This is a genomic window from Micromonospora olivasterospora (assembly GCF_007830265.1).
GTDB lineage: Bacteria > Actinomycetota > Actinomycetes > Mycobacteriales > Micromonosporaceae > Micromonospora > Micromonospora olivasterospora.
On the sequence record NZ_VLKE01000001.1, the window covers coordinates 1,699,056 to 1,723,297 of the forward strand.

Genomic DNA, 24,242 nt, shown 5'->3' on the forward strand with positions numbered 1-24,242 from the left:
TTACCCGCTAAAGGGATAATAAGTCCTACCCTGGGCGACATGGTGTATCGGCCCGAGTCCGATGAGGACGCATTCGAGGAGTACCCGGGGTCGGGATCCGACCCGTCGACGCGGGCCGGCCGCCCGCCCCTCCGCTCCAGGCCCTCCCCGTCCCGCTTCCCGACGCCGTCGCTGCCCCGGGTCACCCGCATCGCGCCGCCCGGCCCCGGCCCGACGGCCGGACGCGCGCCCGGCCCCGCGCCGGCCCGCGCCGCCGGACCGGCATACCCGGCCGGCGCAGCCCACCCCCCGCACGAACAGGTGGACCGCGCCCAACCGGAGCCGGCGGCGTACGTCCAGCACCACCCGCCGGCCTACCCGCAGCACGACCCCCAGGCCTACGCACGGCACCAGCCGCCGGCCTATCCGCAGCATGAACCGCAGGCGTACGTCCAGCACGAACCACCGGCGTACACGCACCCTCAACCGCAGGCGTACGTCCAGCAGCACCCGCCGGCCCACCCGCGGCACGATCCGCAGGCGTACACACAGCACGATCCGCAGGCGTACGTCCAGCACGAACCGCAGGCCGTTCAGCACCAGCCCCGGCCGCAGGCACACTACGACTCGCAAACGGTTCAGCACGACCCGCGGGCTCACGTCCAGCACGAACCGCCCGCCCACCCGCAACACCAGCCCCAGCCCCGCGCCCACCATGCACAGCAGCCGCACGGCCAGCACGAACCGGAGGTCGTCCAGCACCGTTCACGGCCCCCGGCACACCACGAGCCGCAGGCCGTCCAGCCCGAACCGCAGGCTCACGTCCAGGACGCACCGCCGGTCCAGGTCCAGCACGAACCGCCCGTCCACCCGCAGCACCACCCGCCGGCTCACGTCCAGCACGAACCGCCCGCCCGCCCGCAGCACCAGCCACAGCCCCACGCCCACCACGAACAGCAGCCGCGCACCCAGCACGAACAACAGACCGTCCAGCACCACGCGCAGGCCCACGCCGAGCTCGAACCACCCGCCCACCCGCAGCACCAGCCACAGCCCCACGCCCACCACGAACAGCAGCCGCACAGCCAGCACCAACCCGTCCAGCACCACCCACAGGACGAGCCGCAGGCCCAAGTCCGGCACGCACCGCCGGTCCAGGTCGAGCACCAGCCGCAGGCCCAAGTCGGGCACGCACCGCCGGTCCAGGTCGAGCACCAGCCGCAGGCCGTCCAGCACGAACCGCCGGCCCAACCGCAGCAGGAGCAGCCGGTCACCCAGACGCGGTCCGAGCCGGCGGCGCCCGCGCCGCAGGCCCCGGTGCCGGCCGAGCCCGAGCCCGAGCCGGCGGATGGTCCCCGCCCCCGCTGGCCCCGGACCGCCCGTCCGCGCGGCGGTCGGCTCTGGCAGACGCTCGTCGGGGGCGCTGCCGTCCTGGTGCTGCTCGCCCTCTGCGGGCTCGGCACCGCTGCGCTGGTGATGGAACGGAACGGCAACCCCCAGGGCACGCCGACCCAGCCGACCGGTGCCGCCCCGTCGCCGTCGCAGAACGACCGGCACGAGCTCGACTCCCGGGACAGCGACCAGGCGCCGCTGACGGCGAAAGAGGTCTTCCCCACCAAGCGGCTAACCGTCGCGGACGGCGAGATGTCGTACTCGGTCCTGAAGACCCAGTCCAGCGGCAGCTGCGCGGTCGCCGCCACCGAGGAGGTCGCCGACCTGCTCGTCCGGCTCGGCTGCAACCAGGTGGTTCGGGCGACGCTGCGCTCCCCCGACGGGGGCTACCTGCTCACGGCTGGCTTGTTCAACCTGACCGACGTGGCCACCGCCCAGCGGGTCCGGGACCGCGTCCGGGAGCTGCTGGACGAGCGGCAGGGGCGGTTCCGCGGCATGGCGGCGGGCACCGACACCGAGGCTCTCACCACCGCCTCGTCCCGGGTCGGATGGCAGACCCGGGGCCACTACCTCGCCTACTGCGTGGTCGTGCGGGCCGACGGGGACCCGGTTGGCAGCGACGATCCCAAGGCCCGCGAGATCCTCGTGGATCTCATCGAGTTGCACCTGAGCAAGGGGGTGCTGGAGCGCCGGGCCGCCGGCGGCTCGGCCAGCCAGCCGACGCCCGACGCCACCGAGCGCGACTGACGTCGGCCACGGCTCGGCGCTACGAGGAAGGGCCCCTTGCCCGACAAGGGGCCCTTCCTCGTCAGCCCTCGACCGGTACGCGGAGCCGGCGGGTGAGGTCGGCGCGGCGGGCGTACTCGGCAGGGTCGTCGGGGTAGCCGACGGCGACCAGGGTCAGGCCGTGCGCCGGCGCCACGGTCACCTCGCTGGACCGCTCGCGGCGGCTCAGCAGGCTGCCCGGCCACTCCACGGGGCGCCGCCCGTCCCCGGCCACCAGCATCGCCCCGACGAGGCTGCGCACCATCGCCTGGCAGAACGCGTCCGCCTGGACCGTGGCGACCAGCAGGCCGTCCGGGTCGCGCCGCCAGTCCAGCCGGGTCACCTCGCGCAGCGTGGTGGCGTTCTCCTTGCGCCGGCAGTACGCGGCGAAGTCGTGCTCCCCCACCAGCCCGGCCGCGGCGGCGTTGAGCAGGTCGAGGTCGAGCGGCTTCGGCCAGGCCAGCACCTCGTGCCGGCGCAGCGGCTCGGCGCCGTGCGGGGCGTCCGTCACCCGGTACTCGTAGCGGCGGTAGGTGGCCGAGAAGCGGGCGTCGAAGTCGGCGGGCACCGGGGTCATCGCGCGGACCCGCACGTCGGTGGGGAGCAGCCGGGCGAGCCGGCGCAGCAGGGAGCCCTCCCGCTCGCGCCAGACGTCGGACGGCAGGTCGAGATGGCACACCTGGCCGGTGGCGTGCACGCCGGCATCGGTACGACCGGCCACGGTCAGTCCGGTGGCGACGCCCGCACCGAGGACCATGTCGAGGGTCGCGGTGAGCACGCCGGCCACCGTCCGCCGGGTCGGCTGGGCCGCCCAGCCGGAGAAGTCTGTTCCGTCGTACGCGACGTCCAGCCGCAGCCGGGTCCGCTCGTCCACGCGTATCTCCCGTGACGGGTCGGGCCCGGCACCCCACGGGGGATGCCGGGCCCGACGGTGCCCTTGATCAGGCCTTGTTGTTCTCGGCCGCCTCGTCGCTGTCCTCGCGCGCCTCGGCCGCCTCGTCGCTGTCCTCGCGCGCCTCGGCCGCCTCGTCGCTGTCCTCGCGCGCCTCGGCCGTGTCACCGCTGGCCGACACCGGCGGCTCGGAGTCCTGGTCGGCCTGGGCCGACGCCGGGGTCTCCTCGGCCGGGGCGAGCGCCTCGACCTTGTCCTGCTGCGCCGACTTGCGGGCCGCGGTCTTCTTGTTCGCCTTCGGCTCGCTGACGACCAGCTCCTCGACCAGCTCGATGATCGCCATCGGGGCGGCGTCACCCTTGCGCGGGCCGGTCTTCACGATCCGGGTGTAGCCGCCGGGGCGGTTGGCGTACCGGGGCGCGATCTGGTCGAACAGGGTGTAGACCACGTCCTTGTCCTTGACGACCGCCAGCACCCGCCGACGGGACGCCAGGTCGCCACGCTTGGCCTTGGTGATGAGCTGCTCGGCGAGCGGACGCAGCCGCCGGGCCTTGGTCTCGGTGGTCTTGATCTTGCCGTGCTGGAACAGCGACATGGCCAGGTTGGCCAGCATCAGCCGCTCGTGCGCCGGGCTGCCGCCGAGGCGGGGACCCTTGGTGGGCGTGGGCATTCTTGGTGCTCCTCAGGTGTGGCGGCAGCCGGGACTAGAGCTGCTCGGTCTCGCGGTAGTCGTCGGTGTCGTAGTCGGCCTCACCGAAGGCGTCCACGACATGCGCCGGGTCGAAGTTGGGAGCCGAGTCCTTCAGCCCCAGACCCATCCCGGCCAGCTTCATCTTGACCTCGTCGATCGACTTCTGGCCGAAGTTGCGGATGTCGAGGAGGTCGGCCTCGGTACGCCCGATCAGCTCACCAACGCTGTTGATGCCCTCGCGCTTGAGGCAGTTGTAGGAGCGGACGGTCAGGTCCAGTTCCTCGATCGGCAGGGCCAGGTCCGCCGCCAGCTGGGCGTCCTGCGGGGACGGCCCGATGTCGATGCCCTCGGCGGTCTCGTCCAGCTCCCGAGCCAGGCCGAAGAGCTCCACCAGCGTTGACCCGGCGGAGGCCAGCGCGGTCCGCGGGCCCATCGACGGCTTGGTCTCGACGTCGATGATCAGCCGGTCGAAGTCGGTCCGCTGCTCGACACGGGTCGCCTCGACGCGGTACGTCACCTTGAGCACCGGCGAGTAGATCGAGTCCACCGGGATCCGGCCGATCTCGGCGCCGGCCTGCTTGTTCTGCGCCGCGGTCACGTAGCCGCGCCCCCGCTCGACGGTCAACTCCATGTCGAGCCGGCCCTTGCCGTTCAGGGTGGCGAGCTTCAGGTCCGGGTTGTGCACCGAGACGCCGGCCGGGGGCTGGATGTCACCGGCGGTCACGTCGCCCGGGCCCTGCTTGCGCAGGTACATGCTGACCGGCTCGTCGTGCTCGGAGCTGACGCACAGCTCCTTGATGTTCATGACGAGCTCGACCACGTCCTCCTTGACGCCGGGGATCGTGGTGAACTCGTGCAGCACACCGTCGATCTTGATCGAGGTGACCGCCGCGCCCGGGATGGACGACAGCAGCGTGCGCCGCAGCGAGTTGCCGAGGGTGTAGCCGAAGCCCGGCTCCAGCGGCTCGATGGTGAACCGGGACCGGGTCTCGTTGATCGACTCCTCGGAGAGGGTCGGTCGCTGGCTGATGAGCATGTCTTCTCTTCTCTTCCGGGGCGCCCGCTATATGACGCCCACGACACAAACTGTTCCGGTGGCCCGCCCCCGTCGGGGCGGACCACCGCAACGAGCCCTTACTTCGAGTAGAGCTCGACGATCAGCTGCTCCTGGACCTGGGTGTCGATCACCTGGCGGGCCGGGAGCGAGTGCACGAGGATCTTCATCTGGCTGGGGATGGCCTCGAGCCACGCCGGAACGCTGCGGGAGCCGGCCTCGGCCTGCGCCACCAGGAACGGGGTGAGCTCCTTGCTCTTGCCCCGCACCTCGATGATGTCGTGCTCCTTGACGCGGTACGACGGGATGTCGACCTTCTTGCCGTTCACCGTGAAGTGACCGTGCTTGACGAGCTGACGGGCCATGTCCCGGGACTTGGCGAAGCCGGCCCGGTAGACCACGTTGTCCAGCCGCGACTCGAGGATCTGCAGGAGGACCTCACCGGTCTTGGCCTGCTTGGCCACGGCCTCCTCGTAGTAACCGCGGAACTGCTTCTCCAGCACGCCGTACACGCGGCGGGCCTTCTGCTTCTCACGGAGCTGGAGCAGGTACTCCGTCTCCTTGGTGCGGCCACGGCCGTGCTGTCCGGGCGGGAACGGCCGGGACTCGAACGGGCACTTCGGGCCATCGCACTTGCTGCCCTTGAGGAACAGCTTCATCTTCTCCCGCCGGCAACGGCGGCAGTCAGCACCGGTGTAACGAGCCATCTCTCTCTAACCTCTCAGACCCGGCGACGCTTCGGCGGACGGCACCCGTTGTGCGGCTGCGGGGTCACGTCGGAGATCTGACCGACCTCCAGGCCCACCGCCTGCAGCGAACGGATGGCGGTCTCCCGGCCGGAGCCGGGGCCCTTGACGAACACGTCGACCTTGCGCATGCCGTGCTCCATCGCCCGGCGCGCGGCGGCCTCGGCGGCGAGCTGCGCGGCGAACGGCGTCGACTTGCGGGAGCCCTTGAAGCCCACCTGGCCAGCCGAGGCCCAGGAGATGACGGCACCGGTCGGGTCCGTGATGGACACGATGGTGTTGTTGAAGGTGCTCTTGATGTGCGCCTGCCCGTGGGCGACGTTCTTGCGTTCCTTGCGCCGGACCTTCTTGACGGCGGCTCCGGCACGAGCCTTCGGTGGCATGAGTCTGTGCGCTCCTAATTACTTCTTGCCGGGCTTCTTCTTGCCGGCCACGGTCCGCTTCGGGCCCTTGCGGGTCCGCGCGTTGGTCCGGGTCCGCTGGCCACGCACGGGCAGGCCCCGGCGGTGCCGGATGCCGGCGTAGCAGCCGATCTCGACCTTGCGGCGGATGTCAGCGGCGACCTCGCGGCGCAGGTCACCTTCAACCTTGTAGTTGGCCTCGATGTGGTCGCGGAGCTGGACCAGCTCCTCGTCCGTGAGGTCCCGAGCGCGCTTGTCCGGGGAGATGCCGGTAGCGGCGAGCGTCTCCAGGGCGCGGGTGCGACCGACCCCGAAGATGTAGGTGAGCGCGATCTCCATCCGCTTCTCGCGGGGGAGGTCGACGCCGACTAGACGTGCCATGTGCGGGCGTGCTCCTTGTGGTGTCTGGCGGAGGTCTCACCCGCCCCACCCCGCTCCGGTCGTCGGCTCCGGCGAAACGCCGGCGACGACCGCTGCCCGAGCGGGCCCCGGCCTCCGACCGGGGGTCAACCACGCAGTGGTACGCGACGCGCACCGCTCGCGGCTGGGACGAGCTGATGATGTGTTGGCTGGACCTGTGGCCCGGGCCCGCTCGACCGGCCGTGACGGGTCACGGTCGGCCGGGAACGGTTCAGCCCTGGCGCTGCTTGTGGCGCGGGTCGCTGCAGATGACCATGACCCGGCCGTGCCGGCGGATCACCCGGCACTTGTTGCAGATCCGCTTGACGCTCGGCTTGACCTTCACGGTTGCCTTACTTCCCAATCTGGCCCGGAGGCGCGGCTACGCGCGACACCGGACGTCGAGGACGGACACGGGGACGTCCCGGCCGTCGTCAGGTTCGGTTACTTGTAGCGGTAGACGATGCGCCCGCGGGTCAGGTCGTACGGCGAGAGTTCGACGACGACCCGGTCCTCCGGCAGGATGCGGATGTAGTGCTGCCGCATCTTGCCGCTGATGTGAGCCAGTACCTTGTGGCCGTTCGCGAGCTCCACCCGGAACATGGCGTTCGGCAGAGGCTCAATGACCCGACCCTCGATCTCGATGGCTCCGTCTTTTTTCGGCATGTCCTCCGCTGTCCTGACGTCGGTTGCTCCGGACGGCCCACAACGTCTTACACGGGCCCCCGAACCTTGATCGGGTGCCCGAGCCAGCCGCGGCTCCGGCCCCACCGAAGCGCAGGGTGGGCATGCCGGAGTGGACGCTGTGCGCCGATCAGAAAGTGTACGCCCGCCTGCGCGCCGTCGCCAAACCGACCACCCGTCCGGACAGCCAGCCGAAGAAATTCCGGCACCGCCGGGCCCGCTCCGTGGCCCCCGTCACACCAGACCGCCGCCGCTCGACCCGCGGCGCGGGCCGGCGCCGCGCGCCCGGCCCCCGGGCAAGTTCCCGGAAACTGTCGCCTCGCGGGCGCCCGAGGCCACAGTTTCCGGGCAAGTGTGGCCTCGGGCGCCCGCCGAGCGCGGCCCGCTCGGCACCGGGGCGGGTCGGGGGCCGTTCAGGCCGCCGGCGAGTCGGCCGGCTGGAGCGAGGTGACCAGGTCGCCGAGCCGGCCCCGGCCGCCGTCGAACGCGGTCAACACCCACACCCCGTCGGGCAGCAGCGCCATCGTGTGCTCGACGTGTACGGCCATCGAGCCGTCCCGGGTGACCACCGTCCAGCCGTCGGCCAGCTCGGCCGTACGCGGCGAGCCCATGGTGATCATCGGCTCGATCGCCAGCGCCATGCCGGACACCAGCCGGGGCCCCTTGCCCGGACGGCCGTGGTTGAGCACGTGCGGGTCCTGGTGCATCTCGGTGCCGATGCCGTGGCCGCCGTACCCGTCGACGATGCCGTACCGGCCGCCCTTGCGGACCGCGTTCTCCACCGCGTGGGAGATGTCCGTCAGCCGGCCCTTGCCGCTGGCCGCACCGCGGGCGGCGGCCGCGATCCCGGCCCACATCGCGTCCTCGGCGACGCCGGCCATCTTCAGCAGCGCCGGGTCGGTCTCGCCCACGCCGACCGTGATCGCCGCATCGCCGTGCCAGCCGTGCAGGATCGCCCCGCAGTCGATCGAGATCAGGTCGCCCTCCCGGAGCACCTGCTTCGGCGACGGGATCGCGTGCACCACCTGCTCGTTGACGGACGAACAGATCGAGGCGGGAAAGCCGTGGTAGCCCTTGAACGAGGGGACGGCCCCGGCCTCGCGGATCGTCGACTCGGCGATCGCGTCCAGGTCGGCGGTGGTGACCCCGGGGGCGACCGCCTCCCGCACCCGACGCAGCGCCTCGGCGACCACCAGGCCGGCGGCGCGCATCTTCTGGATCTGGTCGGGGGTCTTCAGCTGGATGTCCAGCTGGGGACGACGCATGGAGCCGTTACCTTTCGTCGCGCGGAACAGCGGGGCACGTCGGACGCACCCCGCTGTTCGCACTCTATCCGCCGGAGCCCCGGCGGCGCGTCAGCCGCCGTACGAGCGAAGGGCGTCGATGGCGCGGACGGTGACGTCCTCCACCGGGCCGGTGGCGTCGATGCCCACCAGCTTGCCCTGGGCGCCGTAGTAGTCGACCAGCGGCGCGGTCTTGTCGGCGTACTCCCGGAGCCGGGCCGCGATGGTCTCCGGCTTGTCGTCGTCGCGCTGGAACAGCTCGGCGCCGCAACGGTCGCAGATGCCGTCCCGGGTCGTCGCGTCGAACTCGACGTGCCAGATCTTGCCGCAGCCCCGGCAGGTGCGCCGGCCCGAGAGCCGCCGGATCACCTCGTCGTCGTCGACGACCAGCTCCAGGACCAGGTCCAGCGCGGTGCCGAGGTCGGCGAGGAGCTTGTCCAGCGCGGCGGCCTGCGGCGTGGTACGCGGGAAGCCGTCGAGCAGGAACCCCTCGGCGGCGTCCGGCTCGGCGAGCCGGTCCCGGACCATATTGATGGTGACCTCGTCCGGGACCAGCTTGCCCGCGTCCATGTATCGCTTGGCCTCGACGCCCAGCGGCGTGCCCTGGGAGACGTTCGCCCGGAAGATGTCACCGGTCGAGATCTTCGGCACCGACAGGTGGGCGGCGATGAACTCCGCCTGTGTGCCCTTGCCCGCGCCCGGCGGGCCAACCAGAACGAGTCGCATCTACCGCAGGAACCCTTCGTAGTTCCGCTGCATGAGTTGGCTCTCGATCTGCTTAACGGTCTCCAGACCGACGCCGACCATGATGAGCACAGCGGTGCCGCCGAACGGGAAGTTCTGGAACTGCTGGTTGTTCAGCCAGATGAAGAAGAAGTTCGGCAGGACCGCGATGATGCCCAGGTAGAGCGCACCCGGCAGGGTGATCCGGCTGAGGATGAAGTCGAGGTAGTCGGCGGTCGGCTTGCCGGGGCGGATGCCCGGCACGAAGCCGCCGTACTTCTTCATGTTGTCCGCGACCTCGGTCGGGTTGAACGTGATCGACACGTAGAAGTACGTGAAGAAGATGATCAGCAGGAAGTAGATCCCGATGTGCAAGGCGCTGTCCGGCGAGACGATGTACCTGTCGATCCAGGCCTGGGTGGGGCCCGGGTTCGTCCGATCGAAGAACTGCAGCGCCAGCTGCGGGAGGTAGAGCAGCGACGAGCCGAAGATGACCGGGATCACACCCGCCTGGTTGACCTTGAGCGGGATGTAGGTCGAGGTGCCGCCGTACATCCGCCGGCCGATCATCCGCTTGGCGTACTGCACCGGGATCCGGCGCTGCGCCTGCTCGATGAAGGTGACCGCGGTGATGACCACCAAGACCAGCGCGAGCACCAGGAAGAACTTGGGCCAGCCCTGCTCGGTCTTGATCTTCCAGCCCTCGCTGGGGAGGCGGGCGGCGATCGAGGTGAAGATCAGGACGGACATGCCGTTGCCGACGCCCCGATCGGTGATCAGCTCGCCGAGCCACATCACCACGCCGGTGCCGGCGGTCATCGTCATGACCAGGATGCCCAGCGTCAGCCAGTCCGGGATGCCGGTGTCCCGAGGGATGATCGGGAACTGGTCGCACTGGTTGTTGAACAGCTGCCCGGAACGGGCCAGCGCCACGAACGCCGACGACTGGAGGATGCCCAGGCCGAGGGTCAGGTAGCGGGTGTACTGGGTGATCTTCGTCTGGCCGGCCTGCCCCTCCTTGCGGAGCTGCTCCAGCCGCGGGATCACCACGGTCAGCAGCTGCAGGATGATCGACGCGGTGATGTAGGGCATGATGCCCAGCGCGAAGACCGAGAGCTGGAGCAGCGCCCCGCCGGAGAAGAGGTCCAGCAGGTTCAGCACCCCTGTGCTGCCGCCCTGCATCGCGTCGATGCACTTCTGCACGTTGCCGTACGAGACGCCGGGGCTGGGCAGCGTCGCGCCGAGCCGGTAGACCGCGATGATGCCGACTGTGAACAGCAGCTTCTTGCGCAGGTCAGGCGTGCGGAACGCACTGAGAAAGGCGGACAGCAACTTCTTCCTCCTGCGCGAGGCGGGCCGCCGGTGGTCCCTGGCGGATCGGGGTGGGCCGGGCGGAGCGCCCGATATCCATGGCTGGGATGGGACTCTAACAGTCCGACCCCGGTCCGGGCAGGTGTGCCCGGCTACATAAACCGAATCCGATGTTACCCGGCGCACACGCCCCAGGTAGACCATGGCGCCCGTTCAGTTGTTCACACTGAACGGGCGCCACGGGTGCTGCCTTACAGCTCGGTGACCGAGCCGCCGGCGGCGGTGATCTTCTCCTTGGCCGACGCGCTGAACGCGTGCGCCGACACCTGGAGCGCGACGCCGCCGAGGTCGCCGGAGCCGAGGACCTTGACCGGCTGGCCCTTGCGGACCGCGCCGGACTCGACCAGCTCCAGCGGGCCGACCTGGCCGCCGTTCGGGAACAGCTCGGCGAGCCTGTCCAGGTTGACCACCTGGAAGACCACCTTGAACTTGTTCTTGAAGCCCTTCATCTTCGGCAGGCGCATGTGGATGGGCATCTGCCCACCCTCGAACGCCGGCGAGATGTTCTTGCGGGCCTTGGAACCCTTGGTACCGCGACCGGCGGTCTTGCCCTTGGAGCCCTCACCGCGACCCACCCGGGTCTTCGGGGTCTTGGCACCGGGCGCCGGGCGCAGGTGGTGGACCTTGATCGTCATTACTCGACCTCCTCGACCTTCACGAGGTGGTTGACCGTGAAGATCATGCCGCGGATCTCCGGCCGGTCCTCCTTGACCACCACGTCGTTGATCCGCTTGAGGCCGAGCGAGCGCAGCGAGTCACGCTGGTTCCGCTTGGCCCCGATCTCGGACCGGACCTGGGTGACCTTCAGGCGAGCCATCAGGACGCCACCCCCGCCCGCGACGCGAGCATGGCGGCCGGTGCCACGTCCTCGACCGGCAGACCACGACGGGCCGCGACGGCCTCGGGGGACTCCAGCCCCTTCAGCGCCGCCACCGTGGCGTGCACGATGTTGATCGGGTTGGACGACCCGAGGCTCTTGGAGAGCACGTCGTGGATGCCCGCGCACTCCAGGACGGCACGCACCGGACCACCGGCGATGACACCCGTACCGGCCGAGGCCGGCTTGAGCAGCACCACGCCGGCGGCGGCCTCGCCCTGCACCGGGTGCGGGATCGAGGCGCCGATCCGCGGCACCTTGAAGAAGTGCTTCTTGGCCTCCTCGACGCCCTTGGCGATCGCCGCGGGCACCTCCTTGGCCTTTCCGTAGCCCACGCCGACGGTGCCGTCGCCGTCGCCCACGATCACCAGGGCGGTGAAGCTGAAGCGACGACCACCCTTCACGACCTTGGCGACGCGGTTGATCGCGACGACCCGCTCGAGGTGCGGGGTCTTCTCGACGGGCGCGTTTCCGCGGCCGCCCTCACGGCGGTTGTCGCGGCGACCACCCTCGTTGCCACCGGACCCGCCGCCACGGCGCTGTTGACCTGGCATCAGCAGCCTTCCTTCTCTCTCGTGACGGGGTTTCTAGAACTCGAGCCCGGCTTCGCGGGCGGCGTCGGCAAGCGCGGCGACCCGCCCCGCGTACCGGTTGCCACCGCGGTCGAAGACGACCTTGGAGACGCCGGCGGCCTTGGCCCGCTCGGCGAGCAGGGCGCCGACCTTGCCGGCCAGGGCGCTCTTGTCGCCCTCGGCGCCGCGCAGCGACGCGTCCAGGGTCGAGGCCGACGCCAGGGTGTGACCCTTGGTGTCGTCCACGATCTGGGCCACGATGTGCCGCAGCGAACGGGTGACGACCAGGCGGGGACGCTCGGCGGTGCCGCTGATGTTCTTGCGGACCCGGAAGTGCCGTCGCGCACGCCCGACGGCACGCTTGGCGGCGACGCCGCGGCGGCGCTTGAGCAGCGTGGCGCTCACTTCTTACCTGCCTTTCTCACGGCCTCACGGCCGGCGGAGGACCTCGCCCTGGTGCTGACGGCCGCGGTCACTTCTTGCCCGCCTTTCCAGCCTTACGGCGGATGACCTCGCCCTGGTACTTCACGCCCTTGCCCTTGTAGGGCTCCGGCGGACGGATCTTCCGGATGTTGGCGGCGACCTCACCGACCTGCTGCTTGTCGATGCCGGCCACGTGGAACAGCGTCGGCCTCTCCACCGTGAAGGTGATGCCCTCCGGGGCCGGGACCAGCACCGGGTGCGAGAACCCGAGCGCGAACTCCAGGTCCTTGCCCTTGGCGGTGACGCGGTAACCGGTGCCAGCGATCTCCAGGCTCTTGCGGTAGCCCTCGGTGACGCCGACGATCATGTTGGCGACCAGGGTCCGGCTCAGGCCGTGGAGCTCCTTGGCCTTGCGCTCGTCGTTGGGCCGGTTGACGTGCAGGTGGCCGTCCTCGCCCCGCTCCGCCGTGATCGGCTCGGCCAGAACGTGGCTCAGCTCGCCCTTCGGGCCCTTGACCGTGACGGTCTGGCCGTCGATCGTGATGTCGACGCCGGCTGGCACCGGGATCGACTTACGTCCAATACGCGACATTTCTACCTGTCTCCCGTTACCAGACGAAGGCGAGGACTTCCCCGCCAACGCTCCGCTTGCGGGCCTGCCGGTCGGTGAGCAGCCCCTGGGACGTCGAAATGATCGCCACGCCCAGCCCGCCGAGCACCCGCGGGAGCCCGTCCGACTTGGCGTACACCCGGAGACCGGGCTTGGACACTCGCTTGATGCCGGCCAGGCTCCGCTCGCGGTTCTGGCCGTACTTCAGCTCGACGACCAGTCGCTTGCCGACGGTGCCCTCCTCGGGCTCCTCGACCGACCAGGTGCTGATGTAACCCTCGGCCTTCAGGACCTCGGCGATATTCGCCTTGATCTTGGAGTAGGGCATCGTCACCCGGTCGTGGTACGCCTGGTTGGCGTTACGCAGACGCGTGAGCATGTCTGCGATCGGGTCGGTCATCGTCATGGATTTCGTCAGCCTTTCTCGCCGGGGTTCCCGGGGCGGTGAGCCCCGGGCCTACGGCGAAGAGCAATACGTGATCGGTGCAAGGGGGCCCCGGCCGTCGACCGGGGCGCGGTAGCCCTTACCAGGAAGCCTTGGACACGCCCGGCAGCTCACCGCGGTGGGCCATCTCCCGGATGCAGACCCGGCAGAGACCGAACTTGCGGTAGACCGCCTTGGGACGCCCGCACCGCTGGCAGCGGGTGTACGCGCGAACCGAGAACTTCGGCTTCGCGGCCGCCTTGAGGATCAGCGCCTTCTTGGCCATCTCAGTTCTCCTTGAACGGGAAGCCCAGGAGCTTCAGCAGCGCCCGGCCCTCGTCGTCGGTCGTGGCGGTCGTGACCACCGTGATGTCCATGCCCCGCTGCCGATCGATCTTGTCCTGGTCGATCTCGTGGAACACCGACTGCTCGGTCAGGCCGAACGTGTAGTTGCCGTGCCCGTCGAGCTTGCGCCCGTCCAGACCGCGGAAGTCACGGATACGCGGCAGCGCGATCGACAGCAGCCGGTCCAGGAACTCCCACATCCGGTCGCCGCGCAGGGTGACCTTCGCGCCGATCGGCATGCCCTCGCGGAGCTTGAACTGCGCGATCGACTTGGTCGCCCGGCGCACCTGCGGCTTCTGACCGGTGATGGTGGCCAGGTCGCGGACGGCGCCGTCGATCAGCTTGGCGTCCCGGGCGGCCTCGCCGACACCCATGTTCACGACGATCTTGACCAGCCGCGGCACCTGCATCGGGTTGCCGTAGTTGTGCTGCTCCTGCAGCTTGGCCACGATCTCGTTGCGGTACCGCTCCTTGAGGCGCGGCATGGTCTTGGTTTCGGTAGCCGTGGTCATCACAGGTCCTTACCGGTGCTACGCGCGATGCGAACCTTCTGGCCGTTCTCGTCGAACCGGTACCCGACGCGGGTCGGGTTGCCGTCGGAGTCCAGGACCTGCACGTTCGAGACGTGGATCGGGGCCTCCTGGGTGACGATGCCGCCGGTCTTGGCGCCACGCTGGGTGGTGCTGATGCGGGTGTGCTTCTTGACCCGGTTCACGCCCTCGACCAGGACCTTGTCCTGCCGCGGGTAGGCCGCGATGACCTTGCCCTTGGCGCCCTTGTCCTTGCCGGCGATGACGACGACCGTGTCGCCCTTCTTGACCTTCACGGTCACAACACCTCCGGCGCGAGGGAAATAATCTTCATGAACCGCTTGTCCCGCAGCTCGCGACCCACCGGGCCGAAGATACGGGTGCCGCGCGGGTCCCCGCCGTCCTTGATGATGACGGCGGCGTTCTCGTCGAAGCGGATGTACGAGCCGTCCGGCCGCCGCTTCTCCTTGGCGGTGCGGACGACGACAGCCTTGACGACGTCGCCCTTCTTCACACCGGCACCCGGGATCGCGTCCTTGACCGTGGCCACAATGACGTCGCCGATGCTCGCGTAGCGCCGACCGGAGCCACCGAGAACCCGGATGCACAGGATCTCCCGGGCACCCGTGTTGTCGGCGACGCGCAGTCGCGACTCCTGCTGAATCACGTCTATCTCCTATGTCTGCCGGTTCTCCGGCCGCCGGTGGCGGCCGGAGCCTGGCGGAACCTGCGCCCGGCTGACGCCGGGCGAGCTCGAGCCTTCGCTACTTGGCCTTTTCCAGGATCTCCACGAGCCGCCACCGCTTGGTGGCCGACAGCGGCCGGGTCTCCATGATCAGGACCCGGTCGCCGATGCCGGCGGAGTTCTGCTCGTCGTGCACCTTCAGCTTGCTGGTCCGGCGCATGATCTTGCCGTACAGCGCGTGCTTGACCCGGTCCTCGACCTCGACGACGACGGTCTTGTCCATCTTGTCGCTGACCACGAGGCCCTCGCGAACCTTCCGGCGGGCCCGCGCGGTGGCGGTGGTGGTGTTCTCACTCATGACGCAGTCACCTCAGTCGGCGCGGTCGAGAGACCCAGCTCGCGCTCACGCATGATCGTGTAGATCCGGGCGATCTCCCGACGGATGACCTGCAGCCGCCGGTTGTTGTCCAGCTGACCGGTTGCGGCCTGCACGCGGAGGTTGAACAGCTCCGCCTTGGCCTCGCGCAGCTTCGTGACCAGCTCCTCGTCGGAGTGCTCACGCAGCTCGGAGGCCTTAACGCCCGCTGCCATCAGGATTCACCCACTTCGCGCGTAACAATGCGGCACTTCATCGGGAGCTTGTGGATCGCGCGACGCATCGCCTCTCGCGCGATCTGCTCGTTGGGGAAGGACATCTCGAAGAGGATCCGCCCCGGCTTGACGTTGGCGACCCACCACTCGGGCGAGCCCTTACCGGAACCCATCCGGGTTTCCGCCGGCTTCTTGGTCAGGGCCTGGTCCGGGAAGATCGAGATCCAGACCTTGCCGCCACGCTTGATGTGACGGGTCATCGCGATACGCGCCGACTCGATCTGCCGGTTGGTCACGTACGCCGGCTCGAGAGCCTGGATCCCGAACTCGCCGAACACCACCCGGTTGCCGCCCTTGGACGCGCCGTGGCGGTCCGGGTGGTGCGGCTTGCGGAAGCCCTTCGGGGGCTTGCGCGGCATCAGCATCTGTCAGCCCTCCTGCTGCGTTTCTGCCGGAGTCGAAGCGGCCGAGGAGACAGCGGCGCTGTCGATCGGCTCGCCGCTCGGCGTCTCGGCCTGCTGCGCGATGGTGGTCGCGGCAGCCCGGCCGGCCTCGGTGCCACCGGCGGTCGTGCCGGCGGAGCCGGACCGACCACGGCGCGGCCGCTCGGGGCGGTCACCGCGCTCACGGCGCGGGCGCGACGGAGCCTCGGCCGGGGTCTCCCGACCCGGCACCGCGTCACCCTTGTAGATCCAGACCTTCACGCCGATGCGGCCGAAGGTGGTACGGGCCTCGAAGAGGCCGTACTCGATGTTGGCCCGCAGCGTGTGCAGCGGGACGCGACCCTCGCGGTAGAACTCCGTCCGGCTCATCTCAGCGCCGCCGAGGCGACCCGAGACCTGAACCCGGATGCCCTTGCAGACCGGGTTCTTCATCGCCGACTGCATCGCCTTGCGCATGGCCCGACGGAAGCTGACCCGGCTGGAGAGCTGCTCGGCGACGCCCTGGGCGACCAGCTGCGCGTCCGACTCGGGGTTCTTGACCTCGATGATGTTCAGCTGCACCTGCTTGCCGGTGAGCTTCTCCAGCTCGCCGCGGATCCGGTCGGCCTCCGCGCCCTTACGGCCGATGACGATGCCCGGCCGGGCGGTGTGGATGTCGACCCGGACCCGGTCGCGGGTGCGCTCGATGTCGACCTTCGAGATGCCGGCCCGCTCCAGCCCCTTGGACATCATCCGGCGGATCTTGACGTCCTCGCCGATGTAGTCCTTGTAGAGCTTGTCGGTGAACCAGCGGGACTTCCAGTCGGTCGAGATGCCGAGCCGGAACCCAGTGGGGTGAACCTTCTGACCCATTACTCGGCACCCTCCGTCGTGCTCTGCGCTTCCGCCGGCTCGGCCTGCTTCGCCGGGGCCGCCTTCTTCGCCGCCGCCTTCTTCGGCGCGGCCGGCGCCACCGCCTCGACCGCCACGGTGATGTGGCACGTCCGCTTGCGGATCCGGTACGCCCGGCCCTGCGCCCGCGGCCGGAACCGCTTCATCGTCGGGCCCTCGTCGACGAACGCCTCGCTGACGAGCAGCGCGTCGGGGTCCAGCCGCTCGTTGTTCTCCGCGTTGGCGATCGCGCTCGCGAGCACCTTGTACACCTGCTCGCTCGCAGCCTGCGGCGCGAACTGCAGCACCGTGAGCGCCTCCTTCGCGGGCAGGCCGCGGACGAGGTTGACCACCCGGCGCGCCTTCATCGGCGAGATGCGCACGTGCCGCGCAACCGCCCGCGCGCCCGGAAGCACCGGAGCGTCGCCCTTTCCTGGCATCGCTGTAACCCCTTGTTCCTCTATCCGTATGCCCGCGGCGTCAGCGCCGGCGGCTCTTCCGGTCGTCCTTCTCGTGACCCTTGAACGTGCGGGTCAGCGCGAACTCGCCGAGCTTGTGCCCGACCATCGCCTCGGTGATGAACACCGGGACGTGCTTGCGCCCGTCGTGCACTGCGATCGTGTGGCCGAGCATCTCGGGGATGATCGTCGAGCGCCGCGACCAGGTCTTGATGACGTTCTTCGAGCCCTTGTCGTTCTGCGTCTCCACCTTCTTGAGCAGGTGGTCGTCGACGAACGGGCCCTTCTTCAGGCTGCGAGGCATTAGTCAGCTCTCCTGTTAGCCGCGCTTGCGGGTGGCGTAGCGGCGGCGGACGATCAGCCGGTCGCTCGGCTGGCCCTTACGACGGGTGCGGCCCTCGGGCTTACCCTGCGGGTTGACCGGGTGGCGACCACCGGAGGTCTTACCCTCACCACCACCGTGCGGGTGGTCGACCGGGTTCATGGCGACACCACGGACGGTCGGGCGCTTGCCCTTCCACCGCATGCGGCCCGCCTTACCCCAGTTGATGTTCGACTGGTCGGCGTTGCCGATCTCGCCGATGCTGGCGCGGCAGCGCACGTCGACCCGCCGGATCTCACCGGACGGCATGCGGAGGGTGGCGTACGCGCCCTCGCGGCCGAGCAGCTGGATGCCGACGCCGGCCGAGCGGGCCAGCTTGGCGCCGCCGCCCGGGCGCAGCTCCACGTTGTGGATCGTGGTACCGACCGGGATGTTGCGCAGCGGCAGGTTGTTGCCCGGCTTGATGTCGGCGCCCGGGCCGGACTCGACGGCGTCGCCCTGCTTCAGGTCCTTCGGCGCGATGATGTAGCGCTTCTCGCCGTCGGCGTAGTGCAGCAGCGCGATGCGCGCGGTGCGGTTCGGGTCGTACTCGATGTGGGCGACCTTCGCCGGGACGCCGTCCTTGTCGACCCGCTTGAAGTCGATCAGACGGTACTGGCGCTTGTGCCCACCGCCGTGGTGCCGCGTGGTGATCCGGCCGTGGGCGTTGCGTCCGCCCTTCTTCGGCAGCGGCGCCAGCAGCGACTTCTCGGGCGTCGACCGGGTGATCTCAGCGAAGTCGGCGACGCTCGAGCCACGCCGGCCCGGCGTCGTCGGCTTGTACTTACGGATAGCCATTGTCTACACCCCTCAGCTGACCGGGCCGCCGAAGGCCTCGATACGGTCACCGTCAGCCAGCTTCACCATCGCCCGCTTGGTGGCCTTGCGCTGACCGAAGCCGGTCTTGGTGCGCTTGCGCTTGCCCTCGCGGTTGAGCGTGTTGACCGTCAGGACGCGGACGTTGAAGATCTGCTGAATAGCGATCTTGATCTCGGTCTTGTTGGCGTCCGGGTGCACCAGGAAGGTGTACCAGTTGCGGTTCAGCTCGCTGTAGCTCTTCTCCGAGACGACCGGCGCCACGATGATGTCGCGCGGGTCGGCGATCGTGCTCACTTGCCACCCTCCTCGGTGGTCTCGGCGGGCACGCCGAGGAACTCGTCCAGGGCGTCCTTGGTGAAGACCACGTCGTCGGCCACCAGCACGTCGTACGTGTTGAGCTGGCCGGCCTCGATCAGGTGCACCCGCGGCTCGTTGCGCAGCGACACCCAGTTCAGCTCATCGGTGCTGCTCAGCACGACCAGGACCCGACGGGCCTCGGTCACCTTGGCCAGCGTGGCCAGGGCCGCCTTGGTCGACGGCTTCTCGCCCGAGACGAACGCCTCGATGACGTGCACCTGGCCCGCGCGCGCCCGGTCGGAGAGGGCACCACGCAGGGCGGCGGCCTTCATCTTCTTCGGGGTCCGCTGGCTGTAGTCGCGCGGCACCGGGCCGTGGACCACGCCACCGCCGGCGAACTGCGGCGCGCGGATCGAGCCCTGCCGGGCACGACCGGTGCCCTTCTGCTTGTACGGCTTCTTGCCGCCGCCGGCGACCTCGCCGCGGGTCTTCGTCTTGTGCGTGCCCTGGCGCGCAGCCGCGAGCTGGGCCACCACGACCTGGTGCATCAGCGCGACGTTGGCCTGGACGTCGAACACGTCGGCCGGAAGCTCGACGGAGCCGCTCTTGGCGCCTTCGACGCTGAGGACGTCAACGGTGGTCACTTGGCCACACCGCCCTTCTTCGCCTTGGTCTTGGCCGCGGTACGGACCAGGACCAGCGCGCCCTTGGGACCGGGGATGGCACCACGGACGAGCAGGAGGTTGTTCTCGGTGTCGACCGCTTGGACGGTCAGGTTCTGGACGGTGTAGCGCACGCCACCCATCCGGCCCGCCATCCGGGTGCCCTTGAAGACGCGACCCGGGGTGGCGCAGGCGCCGATCGAGCCCGGCGAGCGGTGCTTGCGCTCGACACCGTGGCTGGCGCGCAGACCGTGGAAGCCGTGCCGCTTCATCGGGCCGGCGTAGCCCTTGCCCTTGGTCTTGCCGGTGACGTCGATGCTGACGCCGGCCGGGAACTCCTCGACCGTGACCTCCTGGCCCGGCGAGTAGTCCGCGGCGTCCGTGGTCCGCAGCTCGACGATGTGCCGGCGCGGCGCCACGTCGGCCTTCGCGTAGTGCCCGCTGACCGGCTTCTTCACCTTGCGCGGGTCGATCGTGCCGTACGCCAGCTGGATCGCGGAGTAACCGTCCTTCTCGGCGCTACGAACCTGGCTCACGACGCACGGGCCGGCCTGCACCACGGTCACGGGGACAACGCGGTTGTTGTCCCAGACCTGGGTCATGCCGAGCTTTGCGCCCAGGATCCCCTTGACTTGCCTGTCCATTTGTCCGGTCCCTACAGCTTGATCTCGATGTCGACGCCAGCCGGCAGGTCGAGGCGCATGAGCGAGTCGACCGTCTTGGGGGTCGGGTCGATGATGTCGATCAGCCGCTTGTGCGTGCGCATCTCGAAGTGCTCGCGCGAGTCCTTGTACTTGTGCGGCGAGCGGATAACGCAGAAACGGTTGATCTCCGTGGGCAGCGGCACCGGGCCAGCGACCTGCGCCCCGGTACGCGTCACCGTCTCGACGATCTTCCGAGCCGAGGAGTCGACGACCTCGTGGTCATAGGCCTTGAGCCGGATGCGGATCTTCTGTCCCGCCATGGTGGCTTCTGTTCCTTCTCTCGATGCCGCTGTGTTGCGGGCGCCTGCGCCGGCTGGCACAGGCCCACTTCCGCCGACCCCCGCGGTCGGGCGTGTCGCGCCCGTGGAACGGGCTCCGCCCCGGAGTCCCAGAGCTTTACCGACCACGCGGTGGGTCAGGGCGCCGATCGCGTGACCGCGACCCGGACGCCGTGCGAGGGTGGCTGGCCGCCAGGGGCAGGCCAACCACCCTACGCGCGACCGTTCTACGACCCGGAGGTCCAGCAGATGCCGGACGCGGGCGGCGAACTGTCGTTACGCAACCTGACTAGTATGCCGCACGACCCGCGGCAACGCTAATCGGGGTTACCGAACTCACTTGATGATCTTGGTGACGCGACCCGCGCCGACCGTACGGCCACCCTCCCGGATCGCGAACTTGAGGTTCTCCTCCATCGCGATGGGCTGGATCAGCTTCACGGTCATCGTGGTGTTGTCGCCCGGCATGACCATCTCGGTGCCCTCGGGCAGCGTGACGACGCCGGTGACGTCCGTGGTCCGGAAGTAGAACTGCGGACGGTAGTTCTGGAAGAACGGGGTGTGCCGGCCGCCCTCCTCCTTGGAGAGGATGTAGACCGTCGCCTCGAACTCCGTGTGCGGGGTGCTGGTGCCCGGCTTGACGACCACCATGCCGCGCTCGACGTCCTCGCGCTTGATGCCACGCAGCAGCAGACCGACGTTCTCACCCGCGCGGGCCTCGTCGAGCAGCTTGCGGAACATCTCGATGCCGGTGCAGACCGTCTTCTGCGACTTCTCGCGGATACCGACGATCTCCACCTCCTCGTTCGGCTTGAGGATGCCGCGCTCCGCGCGGCCGGTGACGACGGTGCCACGACCGGTGATCGTGAAGACGTCCTCGATCGGCATGAGGAACGGCTTCTCGGTCTCGCGCTCCGGCTGCGGGATCGCGGTGTCGACGGCGTTCATCAGGTCCAGGAGCTTGCTGGTCCACTCCGGGTCACCCTCGAGGGCCTTCAGCGCCGAGACCCGGACGACCGGCAGGTCGTCACCCGGGTACTCCTGCGCCGACAGCAGCTCACGGACCTCGAGCTCGACGAGCTCCAGGAGCTCCTCGTCGTCGACCATGTCGCTCTTGTTGAGCGCCACGACGATGTACGGCACGCCGACCTGGCGGGCCAGCAGCACGTGCTCGCGGGTCTGCGGCATCGGGCCGTCGGTCGCCGCGACCACCAGGATCGCGCCGTCCATCTGGGCGGCACCGGTGATCATGTTCTTGATGTAGTCGGCGTGACCGGGGCAGTCGACGTGCGCGTAGTGCCGCGCCTCGGTCTGGTACTCGACGTGCGCGATGGAGATGGTGATACCGCGGGCCTTCTCCTCCGGCGCCTTGTCGATCTCGTCGAACGGCGTGTACGGGTTCAGGTCCGGGAACTGGTCGTGCAGGACCTTGGTGATGGCCGCCGTCAGCGTCGTCTTACCGTGGTCGATGTGACCAATGGTGCCGATGTTGACGTGCGGCTTAGTCCGCTCGAACTTCGCCTTCGCCACTGGTGTCCTCCTGTGGACTTTCTTGGTTCGTTCGCCCCGGCGCGCCGGTCGGCGCTTAGGACTCTGTCGACAGCCTTTCCGACCTGACGGCCGGAGAGCCTTTGTGGGTTCTGCGGCGGTGAAGCCTACAGGCCCGGTCTCACGCAACCCGACCGAGGTGGCCGCGGGCGAGGAGCCCTCCCCCGCGACCCACCTCGAACCATCGGATCAACTCAGGTGAGCGTCACTCACCAGTCGCCTTGGCGATGATCTCCTTCGCCACCGAGGCCGGAACCTCGGCGTACGAGTCGAACTGCATGCTGTAGCTAGCCCGGCCCTGGGTCTTCGACCGCAGGTCGCCGACGTAGCCGAACATCTCCGACAACGGCACCAGAGCCCGGACGATGCGAGCGCCGTGACGCTCCTCCATCGCCTGGATGATGCCCCGCCGGGAGTTGAGGTCGCCGATGACGTCACCCATGTTCTCCTCAGGAGTGGTGACCTCAACGGCCATCATCGGCTCGAGCAGCGCCGGGTCGGCCTTGCGGGCCGCCTCCTTCAGCGCCATCGAGCCGGCGATCTTGAACGCCATCTCGGACGAGTCGACCTCGTGGTACTGACCGTCCACCAGCGTCAGCTTCACGCCGACCAGCGGGAAGCCCGCCAGGATGCCGTACTGCATGGCGTCCTGGGCGCCCGCGTCCACCGAGGGGATGAACTCCCTGGGGATACGGCCACCGGTGACGGCGTTGGCGAACTCGTACGTCGGCGAGTCGTTGTCCAGCGGCAGCGGCTCCAGGGTGATGATGACCCGGGCGTACTGGCCGGAACCACCGGTCTGCTTCTTGTGGGTGAACTCGACCTTCTCCACCTTGCGGCGGATGGTCTCGCGGTACGCCACCTGCGGCTTGCCGATGTTCGCCTCGACGTTGAACTCGCGGCGCATCCGGTCGACCAGGATGTCCAGGTGGAGCTCGCCCATGCCGGAGATGACCGTCTGGCCGGTCTCCTCGTCCAGCTTGACGCGGAAGGTCGGGTCCTCCTCGGCCAGCCGCTGGATGGCGGTGCTGAGCTTCTCCTGGTCGGCCTTGGTCTTCGGCTCGATGGCGACCTCGATGACCGGCTCCGGGAAGGTCATCGACTCCAGGATGACCGGGTTGGCCGGGTCGCACAGCGTGTCACCGGTGGTGGTCTGCTTCAGACCCTGGACCGCGATGATGTCGCCAGCCTTGGCGGAGCTGCGCTCCTCCCGCTTGTTGGCGTGCATCTGGTAGATCTTGCCGATCCGCTCCTTGCGGTCCTTGGTGGAGTTGACCACCTGGGACCCCGACTCGACCACGCCGGAGTAGACCCGGACGTAGGTGAGCTTGCCGAGGTGCTTGTCGGTCTGGATCTTGAAGGCCAGACCGGAGAACGGCTCGGAGGTCGACGGCTTCCGCTGCATCGGGGTCTCGCCGTCGGTCGCGGTGCCCTCGATCGCCGGGATGTCCAGCGGCGACGGCAGGTAGTCGACCACGGCGTCGAGCATCGGCTGGACGCCCTTGTTCTTGAACGCGGAGCCGCAGAGAACCGGGTTGGCCTTGCTGGCGATCGTGGCACGCCGGATGGCGGCCTTGATCTCCTCGACGGAGATCTCCTCGCCCTCCAGGTACTTCTCCATCACCGCGTCGTCGACGTCGGCCAGGGTCTCCATCAGCTTCTCGCGCCACTCGGCGGCGGTGTCGGCGAGGTCGGCCGGGATCTCCTCGATCGCGTAGTCCTCACCCTTCTGGGTCTCCCCGCGCCAGGTGAGGGCGCGCATGCCGATCAGGTCGACGACGCCGATGTGGTCGGCCTCGGTCCCGATCGGGATCTGGAGCACCAGCGGGGTGGCGTTGAGCCGGTCGATCATCATCTGGACGCAGCGGAAGAAGTCCGCGCCGGTCCGGTCGAGCTTGTTGACGAAGCACATCCGCGGGACGTTGTACTTGTCCGCCTGACGCCAGACGTTCTCCGTCTGCGGCTCCACGCCGGCGACGCCGTCGTAGACCGCGACCGCACCGTCCAGCACCCGCAGCGACCGCTCGACCTCGACCGTGAAGTCGACGTGGCCGGGCGTGTCGATGATCTGGATCGTGTGGCCCTTCCACTCACACTTGGTGGCAGCGGAGGTGATGGTGATACCACGCTCCTGCTCCTGCTCCATCCAGTCCATGACGGCAGCGCCCTCGTGGACCTCACCGATCTTGTACGTGATACCGGTGTAGAACAGGATCCGCTCGGTGGTCGTGGTCTTACCGGCATCGATGTGCGCCATGATGCCGATGTTGCGTACGTTGGCGAGCGCGTCTGCGGCGGCCACTTCAATCCCTACTTATCGTCGTCTCGACACAACTGGTTGCGGTTCCGGCGCCGCGCTCGGCGC

The 24,242-nt window shown here is 69.2% G+C and carries 37 protein-coding genes; 1 reads left to right on the forward strand and 36 read right to left on the reverse strand.

The window, feature by feature from the left end; genetic code table 11:
* Together JD77_RS31935 and JD77_RS31940 are read right to left on the reverse strand one after the other, a co-directional pair.
* Entirely contained in the window at positions 1 to 741 is a 741-nt protein-coding gene (locus tag JD77_RS31935; RefSeq protein WP_170286303.1) for a hypothetical protein, read from the reverse strand.
* 3 nt (positions 742 to 744) lie between these two features.
* Positions 745 to 1,230 (reverse strand): hypothetical protein, encoded by a 486-nt coding sequence (locus JD77_RS31940; RefSeq protein WP_170286304.1) that lies wholly within the window; start codon positions 1,228 to 1,230, stop codon positions 745 to 747.
* Positions 1,231 to 1,296: 66 nt separating this feature from the next.
* Here JD77_RS31940 and JD77_RS07630 point away from each other — a divergent pair, with 66 nt between their 5' ends.
* The gene (locus tag JD77_RS07630; protein ID WP_211372505.1) at positions 1,297 to 2,118 is read left to right on the forward strand and encodes a hypothetical protein; all 822 of its coding nucleotides are present in this window, start codon (positions 1,297 to 1,299) and stop codon (positions 2,116 to 2,118) included.
* Between the two features lie 61 nt (positions 2,119 to 2,179).
* On the opposite strand, the gene truA is transcribed toward JD77_RS07630, so the two are convergent.
* The 34 genes from truA to fusA form a co-directional block, all read right to left on the reverse strand.
* Positions 2,180 to 3,010 carry a tRNA pseudouridine(38-40) synthase TruA gene (gene truA / locus JD77_RS07635; RefSeq protein ID WP_145773663.1) on the reverse strand — a complete coding sequence of 277 codons (831 nt, stop codon included), beginning with the start codon at positions 3,008 to 3,010 and terminating at the stop codon, positions 2,180 to 2,182.
* Positions 3,011 to 3,077: 67 nt separating this feature from the next.
* The gene (gene rplQ, locus JD77_RS07640; RefSeq protein ID WP_145773664.1) at positions 3,078 to 3,698 is read right to left on the reverse strand and encodes a 50S ribosomal protein L17; all 621 of its coding nucleotides are present in this window, start codon (positions 3,696 to 3,698) and stop codon (positions 3,078 to 3,080) included.
* 34 nt (positions 3,699 to 3,732) lie between these two features.
* A complete protein-coding gene (locus tag JD77_RS07645; protein WP_013735931.1) occupies positions 3,733 to 4,755 on the reverse strand; it encodes a DNA-directed RNA polymerase subunit alpha in 1,023 nt (340 codons plus the stop codon).
* Positions 4,756 to 4,853: 98 nt separating this feature from the next.
* On the reverse strand, positions 4,854 to 5,480 hold the full coding sequence (rpsD, locus tag JD77_RS07650; RefSeq protein WP_145773665.1) for a 30S ribosomal protein S4: 627 nt from the start codon (positions 5,478 to 5,480) through the stop codon (positions 4,854 to 4,856).
* A 14-nt stretch (positions 5,481 to 5,494) separates the two neighbouring features.
* A complete protein-coding gene (gene rpsK / locus JD77_RS07655) occupies positions 5,495 to 5,902 on the reverse strand; it encodes a 30S ribosomal protein S11 (protein WP_007073011.1) in 408 nt (135 codons plus the stop codon).
* Between the two features lie 18 nt (positions 5,903 to 5,920).
* Positions 5,921 to 6,301 carry a 30S ribosomal protein S13 gene (gene rpsM, locus JD77_RS07660; RefSeq protein WP_007073012.1) on the reverse strand — a complete coding sequence of 127 codons (381 nt, stop codon included), beginning with the start codon at positions 6,299 to 6,301 and terminating at the stop codon, positions 5,921 to 5,923.
* 250 nt (positions 6,302 to 6,551) lie between these two features.
* Entirely contained in the window at positions 6,552 to 6,665 is a 114-nt protein-coding gene (rpmJ, locus tag JD77_RS07665; RefSeq protein ID WP_043965539.1) for a 50S ribosomal protein L36, read from the reverse strand.
* 98 nt (positions 6,666 to 6,763) lie between these two features.
* Positions 6,764 to 6,985, reverse strand: a complete 222-nt coding sequence (gene infA / locus JD77_RS07670; protein WP_007073013.1) for a translation initiation factor IF-1 — start codon at positions 6,983 to 6,985, stop codon at positions 6,764 to 6,766.
* A 431-nt stretch (positions 6,986 to 7,416) separates the two neighbouring features.
* Positions 7,417 to 8,268 (reverse strand): type I methionyl aminopeptidase, encoded by an 852-nt coding sequence (gene map / locus JD77_RS07675; protein ID WP_145773666.1) that lies wholly within the window; start codon positions 8,266 to 8,268, stop codon positions 7,417 to 7,419.
* A gap of 90 nt (positions 8,269 to 8,358) precedes the next feature.
* Entirely contained in the window at positions 8,359 to 9,012 is a 654-nt protein-coding gene (locus JD77_RS07680) for an adenylate kinase (protein WP_145773667.1), read from the reverse strand.
* A complete protein-coding gene (secY, locus tag JD77_RS07685) occupies positions 9,013 to 10,341 on the reverse strand; it encodes a preprotein translocase subunit SecY (RefSeq protein WP_145773668.1) in 1,329 nt (442 codons plus the stop codon).
* A gap of 230 nt (positions 10,342 to 10,571) precedes the next feature.
* Positions 10,572 to 11,015, reverse strand: coding sequence for a 50S ribosomal protein L15 (rplO, locus tag JD77_RS07690; protein WP_145773669.1), 444 nt, complete (start codon positions 11,013 to 11,015; stop codon positions 10,572 to 10,574).
* Complete coding sequence (gene rpmD, locus JD77_RS07695) at positions 11,015 to 11,197, reverse strand: 50S ribosomal protein L30 (protein WP_145773670.1); 183 nt, start codon at positions 11,195 to 11,197, stop codon at positions 11,015 to 11,017. The genes rplO and rpmD overlap by 1 nt, the downstream gene beginning before the upstream one ends.
* Positions 11,197 to 11,811, reverse strand: coding sequence for a 30S ribosomal protein S5 (gene rpsE, locus JD77_RS07700; RefSeq protein ID WP_145773671.1), 615 nt, complete (start codon positions 11,809 to 11,811; stop codon positions 11,197 to 11,199). Before rpsE ends, rpmD begins: the two co-directional genes overlap by 1 nt.
* A gap of 33 nt (positions 11,812 to 11,844) precedes the next feature.
* Positions 11,845 to 12,234, reverse strand: a complete 390-nt coding sequence (rplR, locus tag JD77_RS07705) for a 50S ribosomal protein L18 (RefSeq protein ID WP_111134438.1) — start codon at positions 12,232 to 12,234, stop codon at positions 11,845 to 11,847.
* 67 nt (positions 12,235 to 12,301) lie between these two features.
* The gene (rplF, locus tag JD77_RS07710; protein WP_145773672.1) at positions 12,302 to 12,844 is read right to left on the reverse strand and encodes a 50S ribosomal protein L6; all 543 of its coding nucleotides are present in this window, start codon (positions 12,842 to 12,844) and stop codon (positions 12,302 to 12,304) included.
* 16 nt (positions 12,845 to 12,860) lie between these two features.
* A complete protein-coding gene (rpsH, locus tag JD77_RS07715) occupies positions 12,861 to 13,268 on the reverse strand; it encodes a 30S ribosomal protein S8 (RefSeq protein WP_145773673.1) in 408 nt (135 codons plus the stop codon).
* A 118-nt stretch (positions 13,269 to 13,386) separates the two neighbouring features.
* Entirely contained in the window at positions 13,387 to 13,572 is a 186-nt protein-coding gene (locus tag JD77_RS07720) for a type Z 30S ribosomal protein S14 (protein ID WP_007073023.1), read from the reverse strand.
* Position 13,573: 1 nt separating this feature from the next.
* Positions 13,574 to 14,143 carry a 50S ribosomal protein L5 gene (gene rplE / locus JD77_RS07725; protein ID WP_145773674.1) on the reverse strand — a complete coding sequence of 190 codons (570 nt, stop codon included), beginning with the start codon at positions 14,141 to 14,143 and terminating at the stop codon, positions 13,574 to 13,576.
* On the reverse strand, positions 14,143 to 14,463 hold the full coding sequence (gene rplX / locus JD77_RS07730) for a 50S ribosomal protein L24 (RefSeq protein WP_211372506.1): 321 nt from the start codon (positions 14,461 to 14,463) through the stop codon (positions 14,143 to 14,145). Before rplX ends, rplE begins: the two co-directional genes overlap by 1 nt.
* The gene (gene rplN, locus JD77_RS07735; RefSeq protein ID WP_007073026.1) at positions 14,460 to 14,828 is read right to left on the reverse strand and encodes a 50S ribosomal protein L14; all 369 of its coding nucleotides are present in this window, start codon (positions 14,826 to 14,828) and stop codon (positions 14,460 to 14,462) included. The genes rplX and rplN overlap by 4 nt, the downstream gene beginning before the upstream one ends.
* Positions 14,829 to 14,925: 97 nt before the next feature.
* On the reverse strand, positions 14,926 to 15,204 hold the full coding sequence (rpsQ, locus tag JD77_RS07740) for a 30S ribosomal protein S17 (protein ID WP_145773676.1): 279 nt from the start codon (positions 15,202 to 15,204) through the stop codon (positions 14,926 to 14,928).
* A complete protein-coding gene (rpmC, locus tag JD77_RS07745; protein WP_145773677.1) occupies positions 15,201 to 15,437 on the reverse strand; it encodes a 50S ribosomal protein L29 in 237 nt (78 codons plus the stop codon). The genes rpsQ and rpmC overlap by 4 nt, the downstream gene beginning before the upstream one ends.
* On the reverse strand, positions 15,437 to 15,862 hold the full coding sequence (gene rplP / locus JD77_RS07750; protein WP_043965519.1) for a 50S ribosomal protein L16: 426 nt from the start codon (positions 15,860 to 15,862) through the stop codon (positions 15,437 to 15,439). The genes rpmC and rplP overlap by 1 nt, the downstream gene beginning before the upstream one ends.
* A 3-nt stretch (positions 15,863 to 15,865) precedes the next feature.
* Positions 15,866 to 16,732 carry a 30S ribosomal protein S3 gene (gene rpsC / locus JD77_RS07755; protein WP_145773678.1) on the reverse strand — a complete coding sequence of 289 codons (867 nt, stop codon included), beginning with the start codon at positions 16,730 to 16,732 and terminating at the stop codon, positions 15,866 to 15,868.
* Positions 16,732 to 17,190 carry a 50S ribosomal protein L22 gene (gene rplV / locus JD77_RS07760; protein WP_145773679.1) on the reverse strand — a complete coding sequence of 153 codons (459 nt, stop codon included), beginning with the start codon at positions 17,188 to 17,190 and terminating at the stop codon, positions 16,732 to 16,734. Before rplV ends, rpsC begins: the two co-directional genes overlap by 1 nt.
* A 40-nt stretch (positions 17,191 to 17,230) precedes the next feature.
* Complete coding sequence (gene rpsS, locus JD77_RS07765) at positions 17,231 to 17,512, reverse strand: 30S ribosomal protein S19 (protein ID WP_145773680.1); 282 nt, start codon at positions 17,510 to 17,512, stop codon at positions 17,231 to 17,233.
* A 15-nt stretch (positions 17,513 to 17,527) separates the two neighbouring features.
* Positions 17,528 to 18,367 (reverse strand): 50S ribosomal protein L2, encoded by an 840-nt coding sequence (gene rplB, locus JD77_RS07770; protein ID WP_046567215.1) that lies wholly within the window; start codon positions 18,365 to 18,367, stop codon positions 17,528 to 17,530.
* A gap of 12 nt (positions 18,368 to 18,379) precedes the next feature.
* Positions 18,380 to 18,682, reverse strand: a complete 303-nt coding sequence (gene rplW, locus JD77_RS07775) for a 50S ribosomal protein L23 (protein ID WP_088982052.1) — start codon at positions 18,680 to 18,682, stop codon at positions 18,380 to 18,382.
* A complete protein-coding gene (gene rplD, locus JD77_RS07780) occupies positions 18,679 to 19,329 on the reverse strand; it encodes a 50S ribosomal protein L4 (protein ID WP_145773681.1) in 651 nt (216 codons plus the stop codon). The genes rplW and rplD overlap by 4 nt, the downstream gene beginning before the upstream one ends.
* Entirely contained in the window at positions 19,326 to 19,991 is a 666-nt protein-coding gene (rplC, locus tag JD77_RS07785) for a 50S ribosomal protein L3 (RefSeq protein WP_145773682.1), read from the reverse strand. Before rplC ends, rplD begins: the two co-directional genes overlap by 4 nt.
* Before the next feature lie 11 nt (positions 19,992 to 20,002).
* Entirely contained in the window at positions 20,003 to 20,311 is a 309-nt protein-coding gene (rpsJ, locus tag JD77_RS07790; RefSeq protein ID WP_007073037.1) for a 30S ribosomal protein S10, read from the reverse strand.
* Positions 20,312 to 20,665: 354 nt separating this feature from the next.
* Positions 20,666 to 21,859 carry an elongation factor Tu gene (gene tuf, locus JD77_RS07795; protein ID WP_145773683.1) on the reverse strand — a complete coding sequence of 398 codons (1,194 nt, stop codon included), beginning with the start codon at positions 21,857 to 21,859 and terminating at the stop codon, positions 20,666 to 20,668.
* A 223-nt stretch (positions 21,860 to 22,082) separates the two neighbouring features.
* The gene (gene fusA, locus JD77_RS07800) at positions 22,083 to 24,179 is read right to left on the reverse strand and encodes an elongation factor G (RefSeq protein ID WP_145773684.1); all 2,097 of its coding nucleotides are present in this window, start codon (positions 24,177 to 24,179) and stop codon (positions 22,083 to 22,085) included.
* Positions 24,180 to 24,242 lie beyond the last annotated feature (63 nt).

What these genes read in the sequence shown, in the direction of transcription:
- rpsM (WP_007073012.1), bottom strand. Translation starts at nt 6,301, where the DNA reads ATGGCACGTCTAGTCGGCGTCGACCTCCCCCGCGAGAAGCGGATGGAG.
- rplC (WP_145773682.1), bottom strand. Translation starts at nt 19,991, where the DNA reads ATGGACAGGCAAGTCAAGGGGATCCTGGGCGCAAAGCTCGGCATGACC.
- rpsE (WP_145773671.1), bottom strand. Translation starts at nt 11,811, where the DNA reads ATGCCAGGTCAACAGCGCCGTGGCGGCGGGTCCGGTGGCAACGAGGGT.
- rplO (WP_145773669.1), bottom strand. Translation starts at nt 11,015, where the DNA reads ATGACGATCAAGGTCCACCACCTGCGCCCGGCGCCCGGTGCCAAGACC.
- rplV (WP_145773679.1), bottom strand. Translation starts at nt 17,190, where the DNA reads ATGCCAGGAAAGGGCGACGCTCCGGTGCTTCCGGGCGCGCGGGCGGTT.
- rplB (WP_046567215.1), bottom strand. Translation starts at nt 18,367, where the DNA reads ATGGCTATCCGTAAGTACAAGCCGACGACGCCGGGCCGGCGTGGCTCG.
- rplF (WP_145773672.1), bottom strand. Translation starts at nt 12,844, where the DNA reads ATGTCGCGTATTGGACGTAAGTCGATCCCGGTGCCAGCCGGCGTCGAC.
- rpsS (WP_145773680.1), bottom strand. Translation starts at nt 17,512, where the DNA reads ATGCCTCGCAGCCTGAAGAAGGGCCCGTTCGTCGACGACCACCTGCTC.
- infA (WP_007073013.1), bottom strand. Translation starts at nt 6,985, where the DNA reads ATGCCGAAAAAAGACGGAGCCATCGAGATCGAGGGTCGGGTCATTGAG.
- rpmC (WP_145773677.1), bottom strand. Translation starts at nt 15,437, where the DNA reads ATGGCAGCGGGCGTTAAGGCCTCCGAGCTGCGTGAGCACTCCGACGAG.
- rplP (WP_043965519.1), bottom strand. Translation starts at nt 15,862, where the DNA reads ATGCTGATGCCGCGCAAGCCCCCGAAGGGCTTCCGCAAGCCGCACCAC.
- rplE (WP_145773674.1), bottom strand. Translation starts at nt 14,143, where the DNA reads ATGACCACGGCTACCGAAACCAAGACCATGCCGCGCCTCAAGGAGCGG.
- rpsQ (WP_145773676.1), bottom strand. Translation starts at nt 15,204, where the DNA reads ATGAGTGAGAACACCACCACCGCCACCGCGCGGGCCCGCCGGAAGGTT.
- JD77_RS07720 (WP_007073023.1), bottom strand. Translation starts at nt 13,572, where the DNA reads ATGGCCAAGAAGGCGCTGATCCTCAAGGCGGCCGCGAAGCCGAAGTTC.
- rpsJ (WP_007073037.1), bottom strand. Translation starts at nt 20,311, where the DNA reads ATGGCGGGACAGAAGATCCGCATCCGGCTCAAGGCCTATGACCACGAG.
- rpsC (WP_145773678.1), bottom strand. Translation starts at nt 16,732, where the DNA reads ATGGGTCAGAAGGTTCACCCCACTGGGTTCCGGCTCGGCATCTCGACC.
- rplQ (WP_145773664.1), bottom strand. Translation starts at nt 3,698, where the DNA reads ATGCCCACGCCCACCAAGGGTCCCCGCCTCGGCGGCAGCCCGGCGCAC.
- JD77_RS07680 (WP_145773667.1), bottom strand. Translation starts at nt 9,012, where the DNA reads ATGCGACTCGTTCTGGTTGGCCCGCCGGGCGCGGGCAAGGGCACACAG.
- rpmD (WP_145773670.1), bottom strand. Translation starts at nt 11,197, where the DNA reads ATGGCTCGCCTGAAGGTCACCCAGGTCCGGTCCGAGATCGGGGCCAAG.
- map (WP_145773666.1), bottom strand. Translation starts at nt 8,268, where the DNA reads ATGCGTCGTCCCCAGCTGGACATCCAGCTGAAGACCCCCGACCAGATC.
- rpsH (WP_145773673.1), bottom strand. Translation starts at nt 13,268, where the DNA reads ATGACGATGACCGACCCGATCGCAGACATGCTCACGCGTCTGCGTAAC.
- JD77_RS07645 (WP_013735931.1), bottom strand. Translation starts at nt 4,755, where the DNA reads ATGCTCATCAGCCAGCGACCGACCCTCTCCGAGGAGTCGATCAACGAG.
- rpsD (WP_145773665.1), bottom strand. Translation starts at nt 5,480, where the DNA reads ATGGCTCGTTACACCGGTGCTGACTGCCGCCGTTGCCGGCGGGAGAAG.
- rpsK (WP_007073011.1), bottom strand. Translation starts at nt 5,902, where the DNA reads ATGCCACCGAAGGCTCGTGCCGGAGCCGCCGTCAAGAAGGTCCGGCGC.